This window comes from Arthrobacter sp. 92, assembly GCF_050260325.1.
Taxonomy (GTDB): Bacteria; Actinomycetota; Actinomycetes; order Actinomycetales; family Micrococcaceae; genus Arthrobacter.
Map to the genome: position 1 here is coordinate 3,325,975 of NZ_CP189863.1, position 22,505 is coordinate 3,348,479.

Below are 22,505 nucleotides of genomic sequence, written 5' to 3' on the forward strand. Positions count from 1 at the left end.
GCCATCAATGGCTAGCAACGAAGAGATCCTGGCCGGCCTGGCCGAAATCGTGAACGAAGAGACCGGCCTCGCCACCGAAGCAGTCGAGCTGGACAAGTCCTTCACCGAGGACCTGGACATCGACTCCATTTCCATGATGACCATCGTGGTCAACGCTGAAGAGAAGTTCGGCGTTCGCATCCCGGACGAAGAGGTCAAGAACCTCAAGACCGTCGGCGACGCCGTCAGCTTCATCTCCAACGCACAGGCCTGATCCTGGCTCCTGCCGGCAACGGCTGAACCCGGTTGTACGGTCCGTGGCGCTGACGCAGCGCCACGGACCGGCCCACCGTTGATAGACCTCAAGTTTCCCACGCAGCCACCGGCCCGGAATCGCCGGCCACGGCATGCGCACCTACAGAGAGTGATCCCATGGCACGCAAAGTAGTCATTACCGGACTGGGTGCCACCACGCCCATTGGCGGCGATGTCCCCACGATGTGGAAGAACGCGCTGAAGGGCGTCTCAGGTGCGCGCACGCTGGAGGATGACTGGGTGGCCAAGTACGAGCTGCCGGTACATTTCGCCGCCCGCGCCTCCACCCCCGCCCTCGAGGTCCTGAGCCGTGTGGAAGCCAAGCGCATGGATCCCTCCACACAGTTCGGCGTCGTTGCCGCCCGCGAGGCATGGGCGGATTCGGGCATCACCGAAGTTGACCACGACCGCCTTGCCGTGGCGTTCGCCACCGGAATCGGCGGCGTCTGGACGCTTCTGGACGCCTGGGACACCCTGAAGGAAAAGGGCCCGCGGCGTGTTCTGCCGATGACCGTTCCGATGCTGATGCCCAACGGAGTTGCCGCTGCCGTCAGCCTGGACCTCGGCGCCCGCGCCGGCGCCCACACCCCTGTCTCCGCCTGCGCTTCCGGCACCGAGGCCATGCATTTGGGACTGGACCTGATCCGTTCCGGCAAGGCGGACGTTGTTGTCTGTGGTGGCGCCGAAGCGGCAATCCACCCCATGCCGATCGCGGCCTTCGCCTCGATGCAGGCTCTCTCCCGCCGCAACGACGACCCCGAGCGGGCCTCACGTCCCTATGACCGGGACCGCGACGGTTTCGTCATGGGGGAAGGCGCCGGTGCACTGGTTCTCGAAGCCGAGGAGCACGCGTTGGCCCGTGGGGCCAGAATCTACGCCGAGCTCGCCGGGACGTCCGTCACCGCTGACGCGTACCACATCACCGCTCCTGACCCCCAAGGCCTCGGTGCCACACGCGCCCTGAAGGCCGCGTTGTTCGACGGCCGCATCCAGGCCGAGGATGTGGTGCATGTCAACGCCCATGCCACCTCCACGCCGGTCGGTGACAAGCCGGAGTACACGGCCCTTCGGGCCGCCCTGGGCAGCCACGTGGAAAGCGTGGCGGTGTCCGCCACCAAGTCCCAGATGGGCCACCTGCTTGGCGCGTCAGGGGCTGTGGAGGCCGTGTTGACGGTGCTCGCCGTCCACGAACGCAAGGCTCCGGTCACGATCAACCTCGAGAACCAGGATCCGGAGATCCCGCTGGACATTGTCACCACCGCCCGCGACCTGCCCTCCGGCAGCATTGTTGCCCTCAGCAACTCGTTCGGCTTCGGTGGACACAACGCCGTGATCGCTGTCCGCAGCATCTAGAGCTTCGCAGCGCGCATTGAGTGCGACAACAGCATGAGGCCCCTGCCGTCCGGCAGGGGCCTCATGCTGTTAATTCCGGGGCACTGCCTGGAGGATGCTAGTTGCGGCAGGCTAGCCTACCTGGTGCAGCCACCGTACGGGCGCGCCCTCAGCCGCGTGGCGGAACGGCTCGAGTTCTTCGTCCCAGGCCTCCCCCAGCGCCAGGGACAGTTCGTGATAGACAGCAGACGGATCCCCGGCCCCGGATTCGTAGGCATAGCGGATCCGGTCTTCGGACACCATGATGTTTCCGTGCACGTCGGTCACCGCGTGGAAGATCCCCAATTCAGGCGTGTGCGACCAGCGGCCGCCGTCAACACCCTGACTTGGCTCCTCGGTCACCTCGTAGCGGAGATGGGCCCAGCCACGCAGGGCCGAGGCCAACTGGGCACCGGTCCCCTGGCTCCCAGTCCACGACAGCTCGGAACGAAACATTCCGGGCGCGGCAGGCTGCGGAGTCCACTCCAGGTCCGTGCGCTTGTCCACGACCGACCCAATGGCCCACTCAACGTGGGGGCAAAGGGCGGTCGGGGCCGAGTGAACGAACAACACACCGCGGGTCATTGCAACAGACATTCCATCCTCCATAGCTGTAGGTACGTCTTCCCCAACGACCTCTGCCTGGATGTTTGTCTGTCGCGCCGGGCCCGCATGATGCCGGTGGTCCCTGCCAAACTATGAAATTAATGCCCGGTGAACCTTGAGACCTCATTCCTTGGAGGTTCAAGCACAACTTGAAAGTTGCCGGGCGTGGTTCTTATTCTGCCGTACCCCGCCTAATTACGCCAGTGCAATTCGGCGCGCCGTTCATGGGCGATTTTCGCGCCTGGCAACGGCGGGGTCCTAAGCCCGTGGGTGGGCTTGCTGATAACTCTGCCTCAGCCGGTCGACGGAGACATGGGTGTAAATCTGCGTGGTTGCGAGGCTGCTATGGCCCAGGATTTCCTGCACTGCCCTGAGGTCGGCTCCGCCGTCGAGAAGATGGGTGGCAGCCGAATGACGGAGGGCGTGGGGCCCGGTGGCGGCGGTATCACCCAGTGCCTCCAAAAGGTCCCTAACCACACTGCGGACCTGTCTCTGATCCACCCTCTTGCCCCTGGCACCGAGGAACAGCGCGGGTCCGCTGAATCCGGTGGCCACCCCCGGGCGGCCGCGGCGCAGCCAGTCGTCCACGGCGAGCGCCGCCGGCAGGCCATACGGGACAGTGCGCTCCTTGTTCCCCTTGCCGATCACCCTGAGCGTCCTGCGGTCGGGATCGAGATCGTCCACATCCATGCCGGAGAGCTCGCCCACCCGTACCCCGGTGGCGTACAGAAGCTCCACCATGGCGCGGTTGCGCAGAGCGAGCGGTTCACCGCCGGCCGCTGCTGCCTCCAGGTCGCCAAGGAGCCGCAGCACCTGCTGCTGGTGCAGGACGCCCGGCAAGGATTGACCGCGCTTCGGCGCCTTGAGCCGTAAGGCTGGATCGACGTCCAGGAGCTCCTCACGCAAGGCCCATGCGGTAAAGGACCTGGCGGTGGCGGCCCGGCGCGCCAGGGTGGAGCGGGACATCCCCGCCTCGCTCTGGCCGCCGAGCCATCGACGCAGGGTGGCAAGTTCGATGTCCCGGAGGTCCGTGGCACCATCCGCCGCGGCATAAGCCAGAAGACTTTCGATGTCGGAGAGGTAGGCGCGCACGGTATGGGCGGACCGGGCCCGCTCACCCTCAAGGTAACGGCCGAAGTCGTGCCCGGCCCTGGCCAGCGGCGCCGGAAGATCTGGGGTAACCACACCCCCACTCTCCCAGCAATCCCCGCACGATCAAGCAACGCGGCCGCGTGCCGCAACTACTCAGCCGGCCGCCTTGGAGCGCTTCCATCCTCCCCTCTGGGATTCGGCGAGCCCCAGCAGCCCAAGCCGCCCAAGCCCTGCCCGCACGGAGTCCACGCTCAACCCCGCCACGGACGTCAGTTTTTCGACCGAACTGGTGGTCCGCAGTGGAAGGGCATCGAGGAGGATCAGGTCTTCAAGCGTCAGCCCGTCGTGCTCCGCGGAGTGGCCCGGGCCGGCCTCCGCCAGCGACTCCCCGCTGGGTGAGGCCAGCTCGGCAATTTCCCCGGGGTCGGTCACGCAGACGGCCCCGCCCTCACGTATGAGCCGATGGCATCCGGCAGAATTCGCGCTATGGATGGAGCCGGGAACGGCGCCCACCTGCCGGCCGAGAGTTTCAGCGTGGTGGGCCGTGTTCAGCGCACCTGACCTCCATCGCGCCTCCACCACCACGGTGACTGCGGCCAGGGCGGCGATGAGGCGGTTCCGCTGCAGAAACCGGTACCTCGTGGGCGCCGAGCCGGGTGGCACTTCCGCCAGCACGGCACCCTGGTTGGCGACGGCCCTGAGCAGGTCCTCGTTGCCCGAGGGGTAGAAACGGTCCACGCCCCCTGCCATGACCGCGATGGTGGGAATCCCGGACACTGCGCCGGCCAGCGCGGCACGGTGCGCGTGGGCGTCTATGCCGTAGGCGCCCCCGGAGACAACGGTGAACCCCTTCTGCGCCAGTGAATAGGCGAAATCACCGGTCACAGCTCCTCCATAGCTGGTGCTGTCCCTGGAACCAACCAGGGCTATGGATTTGACCGCCGGAGGCAGCTCCTGCTCAATCCCCCGCCACCAGAGGCACACCGGTTCGTGGAGGCCAAGATCGGTCAACTGATCGGGCCACAGCGGATCGAAGGGGATGATCACCCTGCCGCCGAGGCGCTGGATGGTGGCCATGTCCCTGTCCGGGGCAAGGTCCGGGACACGGGGAGCCCACCGTCTCAGCGCTGCGCCCAGCCCCTGCCATGAGCTGCCGCCGCCGTTTTCAGCCAGGACCGCGGTGAGGTCCTGTTCGAGCCGTGGCCCGCACGTCAGCTGGCCCGTGGCGATCCGGAGGGCATCCACGGCCCCGGCCACCCGCACAAGGGCCAGCCCCGCCGCGTCCTGCGGTTCCATCAGACGGGAGAGGGCCGCCCGCGCCGTTCTTTCGTGTTCGATCATGGTGTTCCTTTCAGGGCCTCATGCCGTTGCCGAGGCCGCAAGGCGAAGGCCGAGCGCCTGGCCGATATCGTTTTCGTCCGGCACCTGCCGGCAGGCCAGATCCGCCAGCGTCCAGGCCAGGCGCAGCACGCGGTCGTAGCCGCGTGCCGTGAGGACACCGCGTTCCAGCGAATGGTCCAGGATCCGGGTGGTGGCAGAGGCCAGACGCAGGGGCCCGCGAAGGACCCTTCCGGTGACCTGGGCGTTGGTTTCCATGCCCAGGGGCAGGAGCCGCTCCAGTTGCCGTTCGCGGGCTGCTCGAACCCGTCCGGCGACGGTATGGGTATCTTCTTCCGCTCCGGGCTGCCCGAAGTCGGCAAGCGATACCCTGTCAACCTGCAACTGGATGTCCACCCTGTCCAAGAGCGGGCCCGACATTCTCGCAAGGTAGCGCCGGCGCATTACGGGCGTGCAGGTGCAGTCCAGCCCCTTGCCGAACGCTTTGCCGCAGGGACACGGGTTGGCAGCGAGAACCAGTTGAAACCGCGCAGGGTAGGCGGCAGTACCTGCCGACCGGTGAATGACCAGCTCGCCGCTTTCCAGAGGCTGTCTGAGGGCATCGAGGACGCGCCGCTCATATTCCGGAGCCTCGTCAAGGAACAGCACGCCACGATGGGCCCGTGAGGCGGCCCCGGGCCGCGGCAATCCCGTCCCGCCGCCGATGATCGCGGCCGCCGTGGCCGTGTGATGCGGATTCTCAAAAGGCGGCCGGCGTTGTAACTGAACGGACGAGGACGCCAGGGCACAGAGCGAATGGATCGCGGTAACTTCCATGGCCTCCGTGTCGCCCAGGTCCGGCAAGAGGCCAGGCAGCCGTTCGGCGAGCATGGTCTTTCCGGCGCCGGGAGGACCCGACAACAGCAGGTGGTGGGCGCCGGCGGCGGCGACCTCCAGGGCTCTCCGTGCATCGGCCTGGCCCGAGACATCGCACATGTCGGGCAAGGGCCCGGGGGTGGCGCGCGGCTCCGATGAGCCATCCTGGTATTCCGGCTCAAAGTCGAGGGCCAGCTCCTGCGGGTCGGCGCCGAAATCGCACGCCAGGCGGGCAAGGGTCCTATAGCCCCGGACCCGGGCTCCGGGCACCAGCTCCGCTTCGGCCACGTTGGCATGGGAAACCACCACATCGGGGTAGCCGGCCTGCACCGCGGCCATAACGGCGGGAAGAACTCCCCGGACGGGCCTTAGGCGACCGTCCAGGCCAAGCTCCGCGATGAAGACGGTCCGTTCCGTAGGACGGATATCGTTGGCGGCCCGGAGGACGGCCATGGTAATGGCCAGGTCGAAGCCAGACCCCCGCTTTGGCAGAGAGGCCGGGATGAGGTTCGCCGTGATCTTCCGCCGGCTCAACGGTATGCCCGAATTCTGCGCCGCCGAACGGATGCGTTCCTTCGCCTCGTTCAACGATGCGTCCGGAAGGCCCAGGATCACGAATGCCGGCAGGGTCTGGCCGATATCGGCCTCAACCTCCACAATATAGCCGTTGAGCCCCACCAGCGCCACCGAGTACGTCCTTCCGAGCGCCACCTACCCAACCCCCTTGAGATGCTCCACCAGGGGTTCACCGGCGCCGTCGTCAAGGACTGCCACGACGTCCACGCGGCGGAAGGGCATTCTTAGTTCATGGTCCCGGCACCAGGCCGATGCCAGCCGGTGCAGCCGGGCCAGCTTGGCAACGCCGACCGCCTCAAAGGGGTGGCCATAGGCCAATGATTTCCGGGTCTTCACCTCGGCGATGACCAGGGTGTCGCCATCCAGCGCAACGATGTCGATCTCGCCGCCCGGGCAGCGCCAGTTGCGGTCAACAATCCGCATGCCCTGTGACTCCAGATAACCCGAAGCGAGTTCCTCCCCGCGCCGGCCAAGCAAGTCTTTGGCTCTCATTTCTTACCTCCGCCACCAGCTTGGCGGTCAGGCAGCGCGAGGCCCACGGACTTAATGCGCTATGTGGGAAACCCGCGCGTCCGGGGGCCATGTGGAGGATGAGTGGGAACGGCGTCCCTGCCAGGCATTCGTTAAGCGCGCTTCCCGCATCTCATGCAATGCGCAGACTGGTGCGGCCGCTCATCGTAGAAGCCGGCATGGCTGCTCCAAACGTGTCCCAGGAACCAGCAGAGTATTTTCATGTCGTGAGTTCTTCTCGGTAAGCCGTTGGAGGCGAACAGCGGATCATTCCCATACGTGTAGTTTCCCGCCGCGGAGGCCGATGATCCATACCCGCGGCAAAAAACAGGTAGACCCGAGAGCCGGCCAGGAATCAGTTCCCGAGGTCAACGTCCTTGGGCAAGGCCAGCTCCTCGTTGCGGGGCAGCTCCTCGACGTTGACGTCCTTGAACGTGATGACCCGGACACTCTTGACGAACCGGGCTGACCGGTAGACGTCCCAGACCCACGCGTCCTGCAGGGTCAGGTCAAAATAGACCTCGCCGTCGGCACTGCGCGCCTGGAGGTCCACATGGTTGGCCAAGTAGAAACGCCGCTCGGTCTCGACCACATAGCTGAATAGTCCGACGACGTCACGGTACTCGCGGTAGAGCTGCAGCTCCATGTCGGTTTCATAGTTCTCAAGATCCTCGGCACTCATGGTTCCATCTTGCACCATTGCGCACACCGCGTGGACCACAGCGGCAACCATGACGGCGGCGCCCAGGCGGGAATCTAAAGGATCTGCCAGCTAACGCGGTGGTAGGGCGTGGGCCCCAACGCATTGAGCGCCTCACGATGCAAGGCTGTTCCATAGCCCTTGTTCTCGTTCCAGCCGTAACCGGGAAACTCCTCGTGCAGCACACCCATCAGCCGGTCCCGCTCAACCTTGGCCAGGATACTGGCAGCGGCCACGCTCAAACATTGCATATCAGCCTTGACGAGGGTGTGAACGGGTGCATCACAGCCAGGAGCGGGGTCGGCGTCGTCAAACAGGGAAGCCTGCGGCTCGGGAGAAAGCCAGTTGTGGCTGCCGTCCAGGAGCACCACCTCGGGTATGACGCCACGGCCTAAAAGATCAAGCCAGGCACGGGTGCCGGCGGTCCGCATGGCACTGATGAGGCCCAAGGCGTCGATCTCCTTGGCCGAGGCATGCCCCACCGCCGAGGCAACACACCAGCTTCGCACCAGCGGCTCCAGACGCTCGCGTTCGGACTCCCGGAGTAGTTTGCTGTCACGGACATCATCCAGGAGGTCCTGCCGGCTCAGGTCGATCACGGCGATCCCTACGCTGACGGGACCGGCCAGGGCCCCTCGCCCCACCTCGTCGACGCCAGCCAGCAGCCTCGCGCCGGAGCCGAGAAAGCGGCGCTCGTAGTCAAGGGTTGGTGCGAGGGACATTATTTTCCAGCAGGGGCAGGTACGTTACGGAAGACATCCGGGTAGTTGCCCAGCCCGGTGACACGGTTCAGCGGCCAGGCGATGACGGCCGCCCTGCCTTCAATATCGGCGATGTCGACGAACCCGCCGTTGGTCTCCTGGTGCGAGCGGGAATCCGCTGAGTGGTTCCGGTTATCGCCCATCACCCACACCTTGCCGTCGGGGACCACAACGTCGAAGTTGCGGATGTCTGGAATCTCGGCCGGGTTAACGTAGGCCTCGCTGATAGCGGTGCCGTTGATGGTCAGCTTGCCGCCGGCGTCGCAACACACCACATGGTCGCCAGGGAGCCCGATGACGCGCTTGACGAGGTGCTGCTCGGAGTTGTCCGGGAGCAGGCCCACAAACGTCAGCCCGTCCTGCACCCAGGTAAACGGGCCATTCGCCTTAGCGGGGCCCGGTACCAGCCATCCCTTCGTATCCTTGAACACCACAACGTCGCCGCGCTCCAGGGCGAACGGCTCGGGCACCAGGAGGTTCACGAAGATACGGTCGTTCACATCCAGGGTGTTCACCATGGACTCCGAGGGGATGTAGAAGGCGCGGAAGAGGAACGTCTTGATGAGGAAGGACAACACCACAGCGATAACAACCACCGTGGCCACTTCCTTGAACCACAGAAAGACCGGGCCGCGCTTCCTGCCGGCCTTGGAATGGGCTCCTTTGGTCCCACCGCTGCTGGCCTCTGCGGATGAACCGGTCGACGGGCCCATGGAGGCCACCGCGGGAACGTCGGCGGAACGCGAGGAGGCGGAATGACGGGCCTCTGGCTCCGTCGTGTCCAGCGCCGCATCGCGATCTATGGCTTTGAGCGGATCAGGAGTCCGGGGGTCGGTCTCGGGCATCTACTGTCCGTCCTTCGTTGTGGTTATGGTTTCCGCGGGCCGGGGCACCGCGGCAAATCTGTCGAGCGGCCAAATGATCTGAACGGGCCGGCCAATTACCCGGTCCAGCGGCACCATACCGCCCCCGGGCGCCCCAAGGAGGCTCCGGGAATCCGCGGACATGGATCGATGGTCCCCCAGCAACCATAGTCTTCCCTCGGGGACGATCACGCTGAATTTCTGTTTACTGGCCACGTCGCCTTCATACAGATAGGGTTCCGCAAGCGCCTGACCGTTCACTGTGAGGTGCTGATTGTCATCGCAGCACACCACGTGGTCGCCCGGCAGCCCAATTACGCGCTTAACGTAGGTTGTATCACTGCCCGTCAGGCCAAACCAGTGCCCCGCCGTGGCGAGGGCATCCTGCAGGGGGCTGGCGCCGCTGCTGAGGGGAGCGAATGATCCCCGGCCGTCAAAGACCACCACATCACCGTGCCTCACCGGTTCACCGATGAAGTCGGTGCGGGATACCAGGATCCTGTCCCCCGTGCCGAGCAGCGGCTCCATAGAGGCCGATGGTATGAAATAGACGTCCAGCCACAGCGACCTGACCAGTCCGCTGACCAGCAGGGCCAGCGCCAGGGCAATTAACACAAAACGCCAGCCCAGTTTCCTGGGCTGGCGTTTTGTCTGGTCCATAATCCGTATCCTGTGGCGCTTTTGCTTTAAGCTCCGGCGCTTGCCGGACCCGGGCGCCGGACCCGCCGTGGAGGCCCGGAGACCTACTTGGCGTTGTTGAAGTCCCGCTTTTCCTTGATCTTTGCGGCCTTACCACGCAGTGCGCGCATGTAGTACAGCTTGGCGCGGCGCACGTCACCCTTGGAGACGAGCTCGATCTTGTCGATGATCGGGGAGTGCACCGGGAAGGTACGCTCCACGCCGACACCGAAGGAGACCTTGCGGACGGTGAAGGTTTCGCGGATGCCGTCGCCCTGGCGGCCAAGGACGAAGCCCTGGAAGACCTGGACACGGGAGTTCTTGCCTTCGATGATGTTCACGTGCACCTTGATGGTGTCGCCGGCACGGAAGACGGGAACGTCGGTGCGCAGCGAGGCTGCGTCTACGGAATCGAGGATATGCATTGATCCACTCCTGGTGAACGCCACAGGTCACTCACTTTGGGTCACGGCGGCCAAGCCCGGCAGCAAAAGCTGTCCGGAAATCACCGCCGAAAATTTTCTGTTCCGGCTCCATCACTGATTGACGGAACCGGGGTGCCAGGCTGTTGGCGACGCTCCCCCTGTGGCAGGTGCGGGCCCAGCAAGCACAAGGACTAATTTTGCCACACACCGGCGATTCCGGCTAATCCTCCGCTTCAATCCTCAGTCGCGTCTGCGCGGCGCTTGAGGCGGCCGTCGACGACGTCGTACCCCAAGTCAGCCAAAGCGGTGCGGTCCGCGCGGGGCAGGGCGCCCGCGTCGAACCCGTCGAGCAGGTCCGGGCGGCGTTCCGCCGTGCGCTGGAACTGCTGGTGGCGGCGCCACTGCGCGATCTTGCCGTGATTGCCGCTGAGCAGCACCGGCGGGACTTCGCGGTCCCGCCAGGACGAGGGTTTGGTATAGACGGGGTATTCGAGCAGCCCGTCGGAGTGGGATTCCTCCACGAGTGATTCAGGGTTGCCCACCACTCCGGGGAGGAGGCGCACGATCGCCTCGACCATGGCCAGGACGGCAACCTCGCCGCCGTTCAGGACGTAATCGCCCAGGCTCATGGGGCGGACCGTGAAGTGCTCGCTGGCCCACTCCAGGACGCGCTCGTCGATGCCTTCGTAACGGCCACAGGCAAACACAAGCTGCTCTTCGTCCGCCAGCTCATGGGCAATGGCCTGAGTGAACCGTTTCCCGGCCGGGGACGGAACGATGAGCACGGGCTTGGCACCGTCGCCGGGAGCCCGGCCCGAGTAGCCCTCGGCCACGGCCGCAAGCGCCTGGGCCCACGGCTCCGCCTTCATCACCATACCGGCGCCGCCGCCGTACGGGGTGTCGTCAACCGTGCGGTGCCTGTCGGTGGTGAAGTCCCGGAGGTCGTGGACGAGCAGGTCCAGCAGCCCATCCTGGCGGGCCTTGCCAATCAGCGAGAGTTCCAGGGGCGCCAGGTACTCCGGAAAGATGCTGACGACGTCGATCCTCATCTAGGCGTCATCCCCGGCCGCAGCCTGCGGCTCCGCGCCCTCTTCTTCGGAACCTTCCGCGCCTGCATCCTCAATATTGATCTCGAACAGGCCAGGCGGAGGTGTGACCAGAATGTACTTCTCGCCAACGTTGACTTCAGGGACGATCTCCTGAACGAAGGGAATCAGGATCTCCTTGCCGTCCGGCGCCTCCATCACGATCAGGTCCTGGACCGGAAGGGTGCGGAGGCCGGAAACCTTGCCCACCACGGCGTTGCCCACCCGGACGTCGAGGCCCACGAGTTCATGCTCGTACCAGCCCTCGTCGTCGTCCTCATGGAGTTCCTCGGTCTCAATGAAGAGCTTTGCCCCTCGGAGCGCCTCGGCCTGGTTACGGGTCTCGATGCCTTCGAAGCCCAGCAACAGGATGTCCTTGTTCCACCGGGCGCTGTCCACGGTCAATGTGCCCACGGATGCGGGCTCGACCACAAACTCCGCGCCCGGCATAAAGCGGTCCTCCGGCGCATCGGTCAGCACCTGGACGGTCACCTCGCCACGGATTCCGTGTGGTTTGCCGATTCGTGCCACCTGAAGCTGCATCTGTTCCTCTGTTCCGGGTTCGTACTGGGCTGGAATTCGTATTGTGCTGGGATTCGTGTTGTTCCGGGCCGGCCCCAAAACAGTCCGGCCCCTCCACCATTATCTGGTGAAGGGGCCGGACTAAAGACAAGTTTTGCTGAATGCGCTACCGGCGGCGGTCGGTGTCGACGACGTCGACCCTGACCTGTTCCCCGCCCGCCAGCGCGGCCACCACGGTGCGCAAGGCACGTGCTGTCCGGCCCTGGCGGCCGATCACCCGTCCGAGGTCGTCCTGATGAACGCGAACCTCGAGGGTGTCCCCGCGGCGGTTGTTCTTCGAGCTGACCTTAACGTCCTCGGGGCTGTCAACAATCCCGCGGACAAGGTGTTCGAGCGCTTCTGCCAGCAATTTACTCAGCCTCGGTGGTCTCTGCTGCGGCTTCGGCGGGGGCCTCGGCTGCTTCGTCCTTCTTGGCCTTCTTGGTGATGGCTTCCGGGATGATCACAGAACCCTTTTCGGGGGTAACGAAGGCAGCCTTGGGCGCCTTGGTCTTCAGGGTGCCCTCCTGGCCGGGGAGACCCTTGAACTTCTGCCAGTCACCGGTGATCTTCAGGATCGCGGCAACCTGCTCGGACGGCTGTGCGCCGACGCCGAGCCAGTACTGTGCACGTTCCGTGTCGACCTCGATGTAGGAGGGCTCTTCGGTCGGGTGGTACTTGCCGATCTCTTCGATGGCACGGCCATCACGCTTGGAGCGTGCGTCCATGACGACGATGCGGTAGTACGGTGCGCGCATCTTACCGAAGCGCTTAAGGCGAATCTTTACGGCCACTTTTGTGGTCACTCCTGTTTCTGAAACGGGGTCGAGCCCGGCGTTCTGCACCCGTGGGGCGGGCCGTACTAGGGGGTTCTAAAAGGACAGGATCCGGACGCGGAGAGAGGGGCCACGCAGATCGAGTACCTGTTCATTGTGCCAGATTGGCGGCGGGATTTCGACTTGACACACGCGCAGGCGTTCAGGCTGACCAGACATAAAGGCCGGTTCGGCTGTTGGGATCGATTCCGCCCGCCATCTGGGCCAGCTGCCGCACGTAACCCCGGGCCTCCTCCACACCGAAGGGCATGTCCTCCTCGGCAGCCCAGCTGGCAGCCACTTCCTCAAGGACATCGCCCTCCCCCTCGGACTCGTAGCTGAGCAGTTCCGCGAGAGCCCGCACCATGGCCGCCGGGACGCCCAGGAGTGAATCACTGGCCACATCCACCATGGCCAGTTCGTAGTCGGCGCCTGCTGCATGCACCGCTGCCCCTGCCAGATCGCCGAGCTGTTCAATCTCAAAATCGCTGATGTCCGGAATCCGCACGGCGCCGGGCGCCGCCGGACCCCCGCCATCAAGAACGGCTGCGCGTTTGAGCGCCTCGTCGTGGGTCGCAACAAAGATTTCGGTGAACCCCATGGAGATCGTTCCTCATTCCGTCTGTGGTTTCGGGCCTTTCGGGCGGCCGCGGGCCGCCCGAGCCCTTCCGCATCAGCCTAGCCCAGACGACGGGACCAAGGGTGTTGCGGCGGGGCCCGGATCCGGTTTGGCCACGGGCCCGCGGACCGCAGAGTTGCGCGCCCGCGTGACGTCGCCCCACCTGGAGATGGACGTGCCCGACGCTGGCGGCCGACTCAGGCTGCAACGTCACGGCTTCCTCGGTCAGGGACTGCGGGCCCACTGCGCGGTCGGGGCAAAATTAGGTGAAGCTTCAATTCATTCCTGCCGGCAAGGACTCGCCGCGCAGGACGATCTGCTTCGGTTGCCTTAGGGTGCTGAGCGAGCCCCGGGGATCTTCGGCGCAGACGATGACGTCGGCACTGGCGCCCTCTGAAATGCCTGCCGCGCCGAGCCACGTGCGCGCGCCCCAGGATCCCGCATCCAGGGCTGCTGCGGCCGGGAGCCCGGCGGCGTGCAGAGCCTGGAGTTCGTCCACGATGCGGCCGTGCCGGATCACGCTGCCTGCGTCGGTTCCGGCGTAGATCGCCACTCCGGCCTCGAATGCTTCCAGGATCCGCTCGGCCCTGCCCAACCAGAGGTCCCGCATGTGTGCGGCGTAGCGCGGGAATTTGCTCTCCGCCCGGGCTGCGATCTCCGGGAAGGTTGCAATGTTGATCAGGGTGGGAACGATCGGGACGCGCTGTTCCACGAACCTGGGGATGTGCCGCGGGAGCAGGCCCGTGCCGTGTTCGATGCAGTCAATGCCGGCGTCCAGCATGTCGTCCAGGGTGGTTTCGGCGAAGCAGTGAGCCGTTACCCTGGCACCCTCGTCATGCGCGGCCTGGACGGCATCCTTCACCGCCGAGGCCGGGAAGGAGGCGGCGAGATCGCCGGCGCCGCGGTCGATCCAGTCCCCCACGAGCTTCACCCAGCCGTCGCCGGCCCGGGCCTGTTTTCGCACGGCCTCCACCAGTTCGCCCGGCTCCACCTCCACCGCGAGTCCCCGCAGGTAGCGGCGGGTTCTGGCAATGTGCCGCCCGGCCCGAATGATCCGGGGCATGCCCGGCCGGCGCTGGAGCCACCGGGTGTCGTTCACTGCTCCGGCGTCACGGACCAGCAGGGTGCCGGCCGAGCGGTCCGCCAGAGCCTGCGCCTCCGCCACAGCGTCGGAGACCAAACCGCCCGGTCCCAGGCCAATGTGGCAGTGGGCGTCCACCAGGCCGGGGATAACCCATCCGTCCAGCACCAGCTCCGGCGTCGCGGCCGGCCTGGTGAAGGTCAGTGTGCCGTCCACCGACCACAGCCCGCGCCGTTCGGTGGACGCCGACGTGAGGATGGTTCCGCTGAACTCGATGATTCCCGCCATGAGCTAAAGCTTAAACCTCCCGCGCGTCCCGGCGCCCGACAGCCCCGTCACGGACGGGCACCTCCCAAGGGGGTTGTGGTAGCTTCGTCTACGACCACACGGGTGCCCCTGCAGGGGCTGAGATCGGGCTGATGCAGCCTGCGACCGTTGAACCTGTCCGGGTAATGCCGGCGAAGGAAGTGAGTATTCCTTGAATACGCAAGAAACACAGTTGTTCCCTGCCCAAAATGGGTCCGCCCAGGACGGGGTCGGTTCCGATCAGCCTGAGACCCAGTCGCTGAAATCCCACTCGCTGGCCTTCATCGGCGACGAGGAAAACGGCATCCGTGTCCCGGTGACCACCATCGCGTTGGAGAAGTCACCGGACGGCAGCACGAATCCTCCATTCCAGGTGTACCGGACCGCCGGTCCGGGCAGCGACCCCGTGGTGGGGCTTGAGCCGTTCCGCACCCAGTGGATTGAGTCCCGTGGAGACACCGAGCCGTACAGCGGGCGGGAACGGAACCTGCTCGACGACGGTAAGTCCGCCGTGCGCCGCGGGGCCGCCTCCGCCGAGTGGAAGGGCGGGCAGCCTGTGCCACGCCGCGCCGTCGAGGGCAGGACCGTCACCCAGATGCACTACGCGCGTCAGGGCGTCGTCACGCCCGAGATGCGTTTTGTGGCCCTGCGCGAAAACTGCGATGTGGAGCTGGTGCGCAGCGAAGTCGCTGCAGGCCGGGCAATCATCCCCAACAACATCAACCACCCGGAATCCGAGCCGATGATCATCGGCAAGGCCTTCCTGGTGAAGATCAACGCCAACATCGGCAACTCAGCGGTCACCAGTTCCATTGCCGAGGAAGTGGACAAGCTGCAGTGGGCCACCCAGTGGGGTGCGGACACCGTAATGGACCTGTCCACCGGCGATGACATCCACACCACCCGTGAATGGATCATCCGGAACTCCCCCGTGCCGATCGGCACTGTCCCGATCTACCAGGCGCTGGAGAAGGTAAACGGTCAGGCCAACGAGCTGACGTGGGAGATCTTCCGCGACACCGTGATCGAACAGTGCGAGCAGGGCGTGGACTACATGACCATCCACGCCGGGGTCCTGCTGAGGTACGTGCCGCTGACCGCGAGCCGCGTGACCGGCATCGTGTCGCGCGGCGGTTCCATCATGGCCGGCTGGTGCCTTGCGCACCACCAGGAGAACTTCCTCTACACCCACTTCGATGAGCTCTGCGAAATCTTCGCCAAGTACGACGTCGCATTTTCGCTCGGGGACGGGCTGCGCCCGGGTTCCACAGCAGATGCCAATGACGCGGCCCAGTTCGCCGAACTGGACACTTTGGCCGAACTGACGCAGCGCGCCTGGGAGTTTGACGTGCAGGTGATGGTGGAAGGCCCCGGGCACGTGCCGTTCCACCTGGTCCGCGAAAACGTCGAACGCCAGCAGGAACTCTGCAAGGGCGCGCCGTTCTACACGCTTGGGCCGCTGGTGACCGACATCGCACCGGGGTATGACCACATCACCTCGGCCATCGGCGCCACCGAAATCGCGCGCTACGGCACCGCAATGCTTTGCTATGTGACGCCCAAGGAACACCTGGGACTGCCGAACAAGGACGACGTCAAGACCGGCGTGATCACCTACAAGATCGCAGCCCACGCCGCCGACCTCGCCAAGGGCCACCCGGGAGCTCACGAGCGGGACGACGCCTTGTCGAAGGCGCGGTTCGAGTTCCGCTGGCGCGACCAGTTCGCCTTGTCCCTGGACCCGGTCACGGCCGAGGCTTTCCACGACGAGACGCTTCCCGCCGAGCCTGCCAAGACCGCACACTTCTGCTCCATGTGCGGCCCGAAGTTCTGCTCCATGCGCATCAGCCAGGACATCCGCGACGAGTATGGCTCAGCCGAAGCCCAGGCTGCCCTGGCCGAGATGGCCGCAGGCATGAGGGAGAAGAGCGACGAGTTTCTCGCCTCGGGCGGCAAGGTCTACCTGCCGGAGCTGCAGCCGCCGGCAAAGGGTGACGCGTCCGTCAGGACGCCTGCTGGTGCTGACGCCGGCTGACATCGGCGATGAAGGACCGGATGATCCGGTCCCCCTCCACTGAGTCCTGAGGCCGGTGTCCGCCCGCGGCAACGCGGTGCAGGGCGCCGGTCTCACGGAGGTAGCCGGCAATTTCCTCATACAGGGGCTCCCAGCCGCCGGTGAGCACAAGCGTCGGCACGCCAGGGACGATCTCCAGCGGCGCGTCCCACGGGGGCGCCTGCAGCCGGAGCCGCCGAGCCGAGTCCCGTGACTCCGCCGTGCCGGGGTCCTGGGCGTGTGCGGAGAATGCGCGCCGGACAAACTCACGCTCGAAGTCATCGTCGCCGAGTTGGTGGCGCACATCGAACAGGGGCTGCATCAGAGCCCGGTGCGCCGCCGTGGCGGGGAGCTCTGCGGTCAGCGACAGGCACGCCGGCTCAACCAGTGTCAACGAGTGGACGAGGTCAGGGCGCTCCACGGCTGCCATCATGGCGGCGATGGCGCCATGCGAGTGCGCCACCACGTGGCCGCCGGCAGCACCACGGCCATCATCCGCCAGGGCCCCGAGCACGATCCGGGCATCGGCCTGGAAGTCCGACTCCAAGGGTTCGGCCGAGGCATCGAAGCCATGGCGGCGCAGGAACAGGGCGTCGTAGGCCAGGGCCATGCCGTGCTGCTTTGGCCACGCGGCGGAGCCGAAGCTCCCGGCACCGTGAACGAACACTACGCGCTGCTTAAACATGCCCCAACCTTATGGCAATCGCCGGACATTACGGCCGCCCGTCATCGGAGTCCCTGCTTCGCAGCCAGACGCTACTTGCTGCCGCCGAGGAACTTGTCAAAGCCCTTGGGGAGGTTCAGCTGGGACGGATCGAAGTCGGCGTCCTGCTGACCGAACGCCGCGCCCGTGGGCAGCGCCTTGGCGGCATTGGCCCGCCGCGACTCGGCCTCACGCAGTTCCTGGGCGGCCTTGGCCGGGTTCCCGGAACGGGCTTTTTTCTTGGGAGCGCTCTTTGCGCTCTTGCGCGCCCCGCCCCCGCCCCCCATGCCCGGCATACCGGGCATGCCGGGCATGCCGCCGCCGGCCGCCATCTTCTTCATCATCTTCTGGGCCTGCGCAAATCGCTCCAGCAGTCCGTTGACCTCAGATACGTGCACGCCCGAGCCCTTGGCGATGCGGGCGCGGCGCGAGCCGTTGATGATCTTGGGCGCAACGCGCTCGTGCGGCGTCATGGACCGGACAATGGCCTCTACGCGGTCGATCTCGCGCTCGTCGAACTGCTCCAGCTGCTGACGGATATTCTGTGCCCCGGGCATCATCATGAGCATTTTCTTCATGGAGCCCATGTTGCGGATCTGCTGCATCTGGGACAGGAAGTCATCCAGGGTGAAGTCTTCCTGGTCGGCGAATTTCTTCGCCATGCGGGCCGCTTCGTCCTTGTCCCAGGACTTCTCCGCCTGCTCGATCAGGGTCAGGACGTCACCCATGTCAAGGATGCGCGAGGCCATGCGGTCCGGGTGGAAGAGCTCGAAGTCATCCAGGCCTTCGCCTGTGGATGCGAACATCACCGGCTTGCCGGTCACCGACGCGACGGACAGCGCGGCACCGCCGCGGGCGTCGCCGTCGAGCTTGGAGAGCACGATGCCGGTGAAGTTGACACCTTCATCGAAGGCCATCGCCGTGTTCACGGCGTCCTGGCCGATCATGGAGTCGACCACGAACAGGACTTCGTTGGGGACAATGGCGCGGCGGATCTGGCGCGCCTGTTCCATCATCTCGGCATCGACGCCGGTCCGGCCCGCGGTGTCCACAATCACGACGTCGTGCAGGGTGCGCTTGGCTTCCTCCACCCCGGCGCGGGCGACGGCGACGGGGTCCCCGGCGGGGTGGTCCAGCTCCGTGGAGCTGGCCCCTGGATGCGGGGCGAAGACGGGAACGCCGGCGCGCTGGCCGACGACCTGCAGCTGCGTGACCGCGTTGGGCCGCTGCAGGTCGCAGGCGACGAGGATGGGGCTGTGACCCTGCGCCTTGAGCCACTTGGAGAGCTTTCCGGCGAGGGTGGTCTTGCCGGCACCCTGGAGCCCGGCAAGCATGATGACGGTGGGGCCGGTCTTGGCGAGCCGGATCCGGCGGGTTTCGCCGCCGAGGATTTCAACGAGTTCCTCGTTGACGATCTTCACGATCTGCTGGCTCGGGTTCAGCGCGCCGGATACCTCGGCGCCGAGAGCGCGTTCCCGCACGCGTCCGGTGAATTCACGGACCACGGGCACGGCAACGTCCGCGTCCAGGAGGGCGCGCCGGATCTCGCGGACGGTGGCATCGACATCCGCCTCGGTGAGGCGGCCCTTGCCACGGAGGTTCTTGAAGGTTGCTGTCAACCGGTCAGAGAGTGAATTGAACACGCGCCGTGCACTTCTTTCAGTGGATCTGCGGATGGCGGCCTGTGCGGCACGCCAGCGTCGCGACTATTGTTCGCCGAAACGAACTGCCTTCGACAACGGGACTCGACTATCTAGGGTACCAAGATGGGCCTCCAAGATGACATGCTGGCATGGTGACCAGCCAAACGACTGTAAAAACCCTGCTCATACTCGGCGCTTCGGGCGACCTCACCGGCCGGCTCCTGCTGCCCGGGCTGGCCCGGCTTGTGGCCAGAGACCGGGCGACCGGCCTCCAACTCGTCGGCGCGGGCTCGGACCCCTGGACGCCGGACCAATGGCTTGAGCGGGTGGAATCGGCATTCGCGGACGCCAACTCCCAGGCTGATGCCGCGGGCAAGAGGGAATTGAAGCGGATCAGCGAAACCACCAGCTACCGGGAGCTGGATGTGACCGCGGATGGGCAGCTGGCCGCACTGCTGGGGCAGCTGGAGGCGCCGGTTGCGGTGTATTTCGCACTGCCGCCTCATATCAGCCAGGAAGCCTGTGCCGTCCTGACCGCTGCCGAGCTTCCCGCCGGGACCCGGCTGGTGATGGAGAAGCCCTTTGGTTCGAGCGAGGAGTCCGCACGCCACCTCAACCAAACGCTCGGTGCACTGGTTCCGGAGGACCACATCCACCGCGTGGACCATTTCCTGGGCAAGGCCACGGTGCTGAATATCCTGGGCCTCCGGTTCGCCAACACCTTCCTGGAACCGGTTTGGAATCGTAACCACATCGAGAAGGTGGAGATCATCTTCGACGAGGACCTGGCTCTGGAAGGACGCGCCCGCTATTACGACGGCGCCGGGGCCCTCCGGGACATGATTCAGAGCCATTTGCTGCAGATCATGGCCCTCCTCGCCATGGAGGCGCCCGCCACCCTGGACGAGCGGGACCTGCGCGATGCCGTTGCGGTGGCTCTACGGGCCAGCAGCATCAAGGCGCCCTACGCGAAGAACTCCCGCCGGGCCCGCTACACGGCCGGAACCCTCGACGGCCGGAAGGTCCCGGACTATGCCAAGGAAAAGGGTGTGGACGAGTCACGGAACACGGAGACCCTTGCCGAGGTGCAGGTTGATATCGACAATTGGCGCTGGCAGGGCGTTCCATTCATCCTCAGGTCCGGCAAGGCCCTGGGAGGCACCCGCAAGGAGGCCGTGGTGACATTCAGGCCGGTCCCCCACCTTCCCAAGGGCTTCACCGGGGTTGATTCCCCCAACCAGTTGAGGATCGGCTTTGGTCCGGACACCCTGCAGTTCGACGTCGATGTGAACGGCCCGGGCAACGTCCTTAGCCTGGACAGGGCCACCCTGACGGCGGAACTGAGTGCCTCCGACCTCCTTCCCTACGGTGAAGTCCTGGAGGGCGTGCTGATGGGGGACCCTCTGTTGTCCGTGCGTGCCGACACCGCGGAAGACTGCTGGCGGATCCTGGACCCGGTGATCAAAGCCTGGAACCGGGACAGCGTTCCGCTGGAGGAGTACGCCGCCGGTACCGCGGGGCCTGAGGGCTGGCCCGCCTAGGTTCCATCCAGAAGCGAGTCTGGGTTCCACACAGAAGAGCGGGCCGGAACACCTGACGGTGTTCCGGCCCGCTCTTGCTGTACTGCTTATTCCTGGGCTTCTAATGCTGCGCCTGACGCGGCTTTAGATGGCCGCCGAACCGCGTTCGCCGGTGCGCACCCTGACGGCTTCGAAGACGTCCACCGTCCAGACCTTGCCGTCTCCGGCGCGGCCGGTGTTGGAGCTGGCGATGATGACATCGAGGATATCGTCCGCCTGTTCGTCCGTGGCCAGGACCTCCACCCGGATCTTGGGAAGAAGGTCCACGTTGTATTCAGCCCCGCGGTACACCTCGGTGTAGCCCCGCTGCCTGCCGTAGCCGCTTGCCGCGCTGACCGTTAGGCCCTGAACTCCGTAGGATTCGAGCCCTTCCCGGATGGCGTCGAGCTTTTCAGGCCGGACGATCGCTGTGATCAGTTTCATGCCCCCACACTTTCCTTACCTGTTGCTGCGTCGGTCTTCTTGCTATCTACGGTAGCCGCTGCCGGCGCCTCCGTCTGGAGCTTTCCGGTAATCAGCTCGTGAAGCGGCTGGAAGCTGCCGCCGTGTCCGCCGACTCCGAATTCGTAGGCGGTCTCGGCGTGGAGACTGAGGTCAACACCCACGACTTCCTGTTCCTGGGAGACCCGGAAGCCCATGAGCTTGTGGATCGGGAAGGCGATGATGGAGGTCATGATGGCGGTGAAGATGATGGACGCGGCCGCCGCCAGGACCTGGGCAACGAGCTGGGTGGTCCCTCCGCCGTAGAAGAGGCCAGCCTGGCCCTGGGTGGGGGTTGCCAGGAAACCGATGGCCACGGTGCCGACGACGCCGGAGACGAGGTGGACGCCCACCACATCGAGCGAGTCATCGTAGCCGAGCTTGAACTTCAGTCCGACGGCGAGGGCCGAGGCCACACCTGCAACGACACCCAGGGCGATGGCACCGAGCGGAGAAACGTTGGCGCAGGCAGGGGTGATGGCCACCAGTCCGGCGACAACACCGGAAGCGGCGCCCAGCGAGGTGGGGTGGCCGTCGCGGAAGCGCTCCACGGCCAGCCAGCCCAGCATTGCAGCCGCGGGGGCGGCGAGGGTGTTGATCCAGATCAGGCCGGCCTGCTCAACCGTGGCAGCGGCGCCGGCGTTGAAGCCAAACCAGCCGAACCAGAGGATCGCGGCACCAAGCATAACGAACGGGATGTTGTGCGGGCGGTGGTTCGGATCCTTGCCGAAGCCCTTGCGGTTACCGATGATCAGAACCAGGATCAGACCGGCAACGCCGGCGTTGATGTGGACCACGGTGCCGCCGGCGAAGTCGATCACCGGAGCAAACGTCTGGCCGAACCAGCCGTCCTTGGAGAAGAGTCCCCCGCCCCAGACCATGAAGGCCATCGGGGCGTAGACCAGCGTGGCCCAGATGGGGGTGAAGATGACCCATGCCGAGAACTTTGCGCGGTCGGCCACTGCTCCGGAGATCAGCGCCACGGTGATGATGGCGAAGGTGGCGGCGTAGCCTACCTTGAGCAGGTCTGCCGGATCGGTGAAGTTGTGCAGGCCGAAGTGGCTGAAGGGGTTGGCGAAGATCTGGAAGAAGTTGTCTTCATTGCTCGTAGCCATCGAAGCGCCCCACAGGACCCACATGATGCCAACGGTTCCAATGGCGACGAAGCTCATCATCATCATGTTCAGGGCCGACTTGGCGCGAGTCATGCCGCCGTAGAAGAATGCGAGGCCCGGGGTCATGAACAGCACGAGTGCTGAGGCGACCAGGAGCCAAACGAGACCTGCGGTGAGTTCCATGGTCTACGTCCTCTCTTGCTTTTTTGTGCGGAGTTCTCCGCCCGTCCAACGCCGTTTTGCGTTCTTATTAGATTTTTGCGGCGCCGTGTTTCACCCGTAAAGGAATTAGATGTCCGGGTTGTTACAACAATCTCCCGGAAGTAAATGGTGCGTCTCTGGCTTGTTACGGTTATGTTTCAGCAGTCCCAAACCGCACCTTCGCACCTCTCCCC

24 protein-coding genes and 1 riboswitch are annotated in these 22,505 nt (G+C 65.4%); of the genes, 4 read left to right on the forward strand and 20 right to left on the reverse strand.

The window, feature by feature from the left end; all coding sequences use genetic code 11:
• Positions 1–7 precede the first annotated feature (7 nt).
• Entirely contained in the window at positions 8–253 is a 246-nt protein-coding gene (locus ACP4XC_RS15435) for an acyl carrier protein (RefSeq protein ID WP_214840220.1), read from the forward strand.
• Between the two features lie 158 nt (positions 254–411).
• Positions 412–1,647: a beta-ketoacyl-ACP synthase II gene (fabF, locus tag ACP4XC_RS15440; RefSeq protein ID WP_427171157.1), complete on the forward strand. Its 1,236-nt coding sequence runs from the start codon at positions 412–414 to the stop codon at positions 1,645–1,647.
• A gap of 111 nt (positions 1,648–1,758) precedes the next feature.
• On the opposite strand, the gene ACP4XC_RS15445 is transcribed toward fabF, so the two are convergent.
• From ACP4XC_RS15445 to ACP4XC_RS15520, 16 genes are all read right to left on the reverse strand, one after another.
• On the reverse strand, positions 1,759–2,262 hold the full coding sequence (locus ACP4XC_RS15445; protein WP_427171159.1) for a DUF3145 domain-containing protein: 504 nt from the start codon (positions 2,260–2,262) through the stop codon (positions 1,759–1,761).
• A gap of 267 nt (positions 2,263–2,529) precedes the next feature.
• Positions 2,530–3,456, reverse strand: coding sequence for a tyrosine recombinase XerC (locus ACP4XC_RS15450; protein WP_427171161.1), 927 nt, complete (start codon positions 3,454–3,456; stop codon positions 2,530–2,532).
• 60 nt (positions 3,457–3,516) lie between these two features.
• A complete protein-coding gene (dprA, locus tag ACP4XC_RS15455; protein WP_427171163.1) occupies positions 3,517–4,704 on the reverse strand; it encodes a DNA-processing protein DprA in 1,188 nt (395 codons plus the stop codon).
• Between the two features lie 18 nt (positions 4,705–4,722).
• The gene (locus ACP4XC_RS15460) at positions 4,723–6,267 is read right to left on the reverse strand and encodes a YifB family Mg chelatase-like AAA ATPase (protein WP_427171165.1); all 1,545 of its coding nucleotides are present in this window, start codon (positions 6,265–6,267) and stop codon (positions 4,723–4,725) included.
• Positions 6,268–6,624 carry a YraN family protein gene (locus tag ACP4XC_RS15465; protein ID WP_427171167.1) on the reverse strand — a complete coding sequence of 119 codons (357 nt, stop codon included), beginning with the start codon at positions 6,622–6,624 and terminating at the stop codon, positions 6,268–6,270.
• 373 nt (positions 6,625–6,997) lie between these two features.
• On the reverse strand, positions 6,998–7,324 hold the full coding sequence (locus tag ACP4XC_RS15470) for a DUF2469 domain-containing protein (RefSeq protein ID WP_003806068.1): 327 nt from the start codon (positions 7,322–7,324) through the stop codon (positions 6,998–7,000).
• A 74-nt stretch (positions 7,325–7,398) separates the two neighbouring features.
• Positions 7,399–8,064, reverse strand: a complete 666-nt coding sequence (locus tag ACP4XC_RS15475) for a ribonuclease HII (RefSeq protein ID WP_427171169.1) — start codon at positions 8,062–8,064, stop codon at positions 7,399–7,401.
• A complete protein-coding gene (gene lepB, locus ACP4XC_RS15480; RefSeq protein ID WP_427171171.1) occupies positions 8,064–8,948 on the reverse strand; it encodes a signal peptidase I in 885 nt (294 codons plus the stop codon). Before lepB (ACP4XC_RS15480) ends, ACP4XC_RS15475 begins: the two co-directional genes overlap by 1 nt.
• Positions 8,949–9,626, reverse strand: a complete 678-nt coding sequence (lepB, locus tag ACP4XC_RS15485) for a signal peptidase I (protein ID WP_427171173.1) — start codon at positions 9,624–9,626, stop codon at positions 8,949–8,951. It lies immediately after the preceding gene.
• A gap of 83 nt (positions 9,627–9,709) precedes the next feature.
• A complete protein-coding gene (rplS, locus tag ACP4XC_RS15490) occupies positions 9,710–10,069 on the reverse strand; it encodes a 50S ribosomal protein L19 (protein ID WP_427171175.1) in 360 nt (119 codons plus the stop codon).
• Positions 10,070–10,302: 233 nt separating this feature from the next.
• On the reverse strand, positions 10,303–11,118 hold the full coding sequence (trmD, locus tag ACP4XC_RS15495) for a tRNA (guanosine(37)-N1)-methyltransferase TrmD (RefSeq protein ID WP_427171177.1): 816 nt from the start codon (positions 11,116–11,118) through the stop codon (positions 10,303–10,305).
• Entirely contained in the window at positions 11,119–11,697 is a 579-nt protein-coding gene (gene rimM / locus ACP4XC_RS15500) for a ribosome maturation factor RimM (protein ID WP_427171179.1), read from the reverse strand.
• Positions 11,698–11,842: 145 nt separating this feature from the next.
• On the reverse strand, positions 11,843–12,085 hold the full coding sequence (locus ACP4XC_RS15505) for an RNA-binding protein (RefSeq protein WP_427171181.1): 243 nt from the start codon (positions 12,083–12,085) through the stop codon (positions 11,843–11,845).
• Between the two features lies 1 nt (position 12,086).
• The gene (rpsP, locus tag ACP4XC_RS15510) at positions 12,087–12,509 is read right to left on the reverse strand and encodes a 30S ribosomal protein S16 (RefSeq protein ID WP_427171182.1); all 423 of its coding nucleotides are present in this window, start codon (positions 12,507–12,509) and stop codon (positions 12,087–12,089) included.
• A 184-nt stretch (positions 12,510–12,693) separates the two neighbouring features.
• On the reverse strand, positions 12,694–13,131 hold the full coding sequence (locus ACP4XC_RS15515) for a hypothetical protein (protein WP_427171183.1): 438 nt from the start codon (positions 13,129–13,131) through the stop codon (positions 12,694–12,696).
• 292 nt (positions 13,132–13,423) lie between these two features.
• Positions 13,424–14,518 (reverse strand): amidohydrolase family protein, encoded by a 1,095-nt coding sequence (locus tag ACP4XC_RS15520; protein ID WP_427171184.1) that lies wholly within the window; start codon positions 14,516–14,518, stop codon positions 13,424–13,426.
• A gap of 88 nt (positions 14,519–14,606) precedes the next feature.
• Positions 14,607–14,714, forward strand: a riboswitch (TPP riboswitch).
• On the opposite strand from ACP4XC_RS15520, the gene thiC reads away from it, so the two are divergent.
• On the forward strand, positions 14,709–16,571 hold the full coding sequence (thiC, locus tag ACP4XC_RS15525; RefSeq protein ID WP_427171185.1) for a phosphomethylpyrimidine synthase ThiC: 1,863 nt from the start codon (positions 14,709–14,711) through the stop codon (positions 16,569–16,571). It overlaps the preceding riboswitch by 6 nt.
• On the opposite strand, the gene ACP4XC_RS15530 is transcribed toward thiC, so the two are convergent.
• Positions 16,540–17,274, reverse strand: a complete 735-nt coding sequence (locus ACP4XC_RS15530; RefSeq protein ID WP_427171186.1) for an alpha/beta fold hydrolase — start codon at positions 17,272–17,274, stop codon at positions 16,540–16,542. The two genes, thiC and ACP4XC_RS15530, sit on opposite strands and share 32 nt — an antisense overlap.
• Positions 17,275–17,345: 71 nt before the next feature.
• Entirely contained in the window at positions 17,346–18,935 is a 1,590-nt protein-coding gene (gene ffh, locus ACP4XC_RS15535) for a signal recognition particle protein (RefSeq protein WP_427171187.1), read from the reverse strand.
• A 152-nt stretch (positions 18,936–19,087) separates the two neighbouring features.
• Between ffh and ACP4XC_RS15540 the strand changes: the two genes are divergently transcribed.
• Positions 19,088–20,476, forward strand: a complete 1,389-nt coding sequence (locus ACP4XC_RS15540; protein WP_427175127.1) for a glucose-6-phosphate dehydrogenase — start codon at positions 19,088–19,090, stop codon at positions 20,474–20,476.
• A 123-nt stretch (positions 20,477–20,599) separates the two neighbouring features.
• Here ACP4XC_RS15540 and ACP4XC_RS15545 read toward each other — a convergent pair whose 3' ends face one another.
• Positions 20,600–20,938 (reverse strand): P-II family nitrogen regulator, encoded by a 339-nt coding sequence (locus ACP4XC_RS15545; protein ID WP_427171188.1) that lies wholly within the window; start codon positions 20,936–20,938, stop codon positions 20,600–20,602.
• On the reverse strand, positions 20,935–22,293 hold the full coding sequence (locus tag ACP4XC_RS15550) for an ammonium transporter (RefSeq protein ID WP_427171189.1): 1,359 nt from the start codon (positions 22,291–22,293) through the stop codon (positions 20,935–20,937). The genes ACP4XC_RS15545 and ACP4XC_RS15550 overlap by 4 nt, the downstream gene beginning before the upstream one ends.
• Positions 22,294–22,505: the final 212 nt, after the last annotated feature.

What these genes read in the sequence shown, in the direction of transcription:
- ACP4XC_RS15435 (WP_214840220.1), top strand. Translation starts at nt 8, where the DNA reads ATGGCTAGCAACGAAGAGATCCTGGCCGGCCTGGCCGAAATCGTGAAC.
- fabF (WP_427171157.1), top strand. Translation starts at nt 412, where the DNA reads ATGGCACGCAAAGTAGTCATTACCGGACTGGGTGCCACCACGCCCATT.
- ACP4XC_RS15445 (WP_427171159.1), bottom strand. Translation starts at nt 2,262, where the DNA reads ATGTCTGTTGCAATGACCCGCGGTGTGTTGTTCGTTCACTCGGCCCCG.
- dprA (WP_427171163.1), bottom strand. Translation starts at nt 4,704, where the DNA reads ATGATCGAACACGAAAGAACGGCGCGGGCGGCCCTCTCCCGTCTGATG.
- ACP4XC_RS15465 (WP_427171167.1), bottom strand. Translation starts at nt 6,624, where the DNA reads ATGAGAGCCAAAGACTTGCTTGGCCGGCGCGGGGAGGAACTCGCTTCG.
- ACP4XC_RS15470 (WP_003806068.1), bottom strand. Translation starts at nt 7,324, where the DNA reads ATGAGTGCCGAGGATCTTGAGAACTATGAAACCGACATGGAGCTGCAG.
- ACP4XC_RS15475 (WP_427171169.1), bottom strand. Translation starts at nt 8,064, where the DNA reads ATGTCCCTCGCACCAACCCTTGACTACGAGCGCCGCTTTCTCGGCTCC.
- lepB (WP_427171171.1), bottom strand. Translation starts at nt 8,948, where the DNA reads ATGCCCGAGACCGACCCCCGGACTCCTGATCCGCTCAAAGCCATAGAT.
- lepB (WP_427171173.1), bottom strand. Translation starts at nt 9,626, where the DNA reads ATGGACCAGACAAAACGCCAGCCCAGGAAACTGGGCTGGCGTTTTGTG.
- rplS (WP_427171175.1), bottom strand. Translation starts at nt 10,069, where the DNA reads ATGCATATCCTCGATTCCGTAGACGCAGCCTCGCTGCGCACCGACGTT.
- trmD (WP_427171177.1), bottom strand. Translation starts at nt 11,118, where the DNA reads ATGAGGATCGACGTCGTCAGCATCTTTCCGGAGTACCTGGCGCCCCTG.
- rimM (WP_427171179.1), bottom strand. Translation starts at nt 11,697, where the DNA reads ATGCAGCTTCAGGTGGCACGAATCGGCAAACCACACGGAATCCGTGGC.
- ACP4XC_RS15515 (WP_427171183.1), bottom strand. Translation starts at nt 13,131, where the DNA reads ATGGGGTTCACCGAAATCTTTGTTGCGACCCACGACGAGGCGCTCAAA.
- ACP4XC_RS15520 (WP_427171184.1), bottom strand. Translation starts at nt 14,518, where the DNA reads ATGGCGGGAATCATCGAGTTCAGCGGAACCATCCTCACGTCGGCGTCC.
- ACP4XC_RS15530 (WP_427171186.1), bottom strand. Translation starts at nt 17,274, where the DNA reads ATGTTTAAGCAGCGCGTAGTGTTCGTTCACGGTGCCGGGAGCTTCGGC.
- ACP4XC_RS15545 (WP_427171188.1), bottom strand. Translation starts at nt 20,938, where the DNA reads ATGAAACTGATCACAGCGATCGTCCGGCCTGAAAAGCTCGACGCCATC.
- ACP4XC_RS15550 (WP_427171189.1), bottom strand. Translation starts at nt 22,293, where the DNA reads ATGGAACTCACCGCAGGTCTCGTTTGGCTCCTGGTCGCCTCAGCACTC.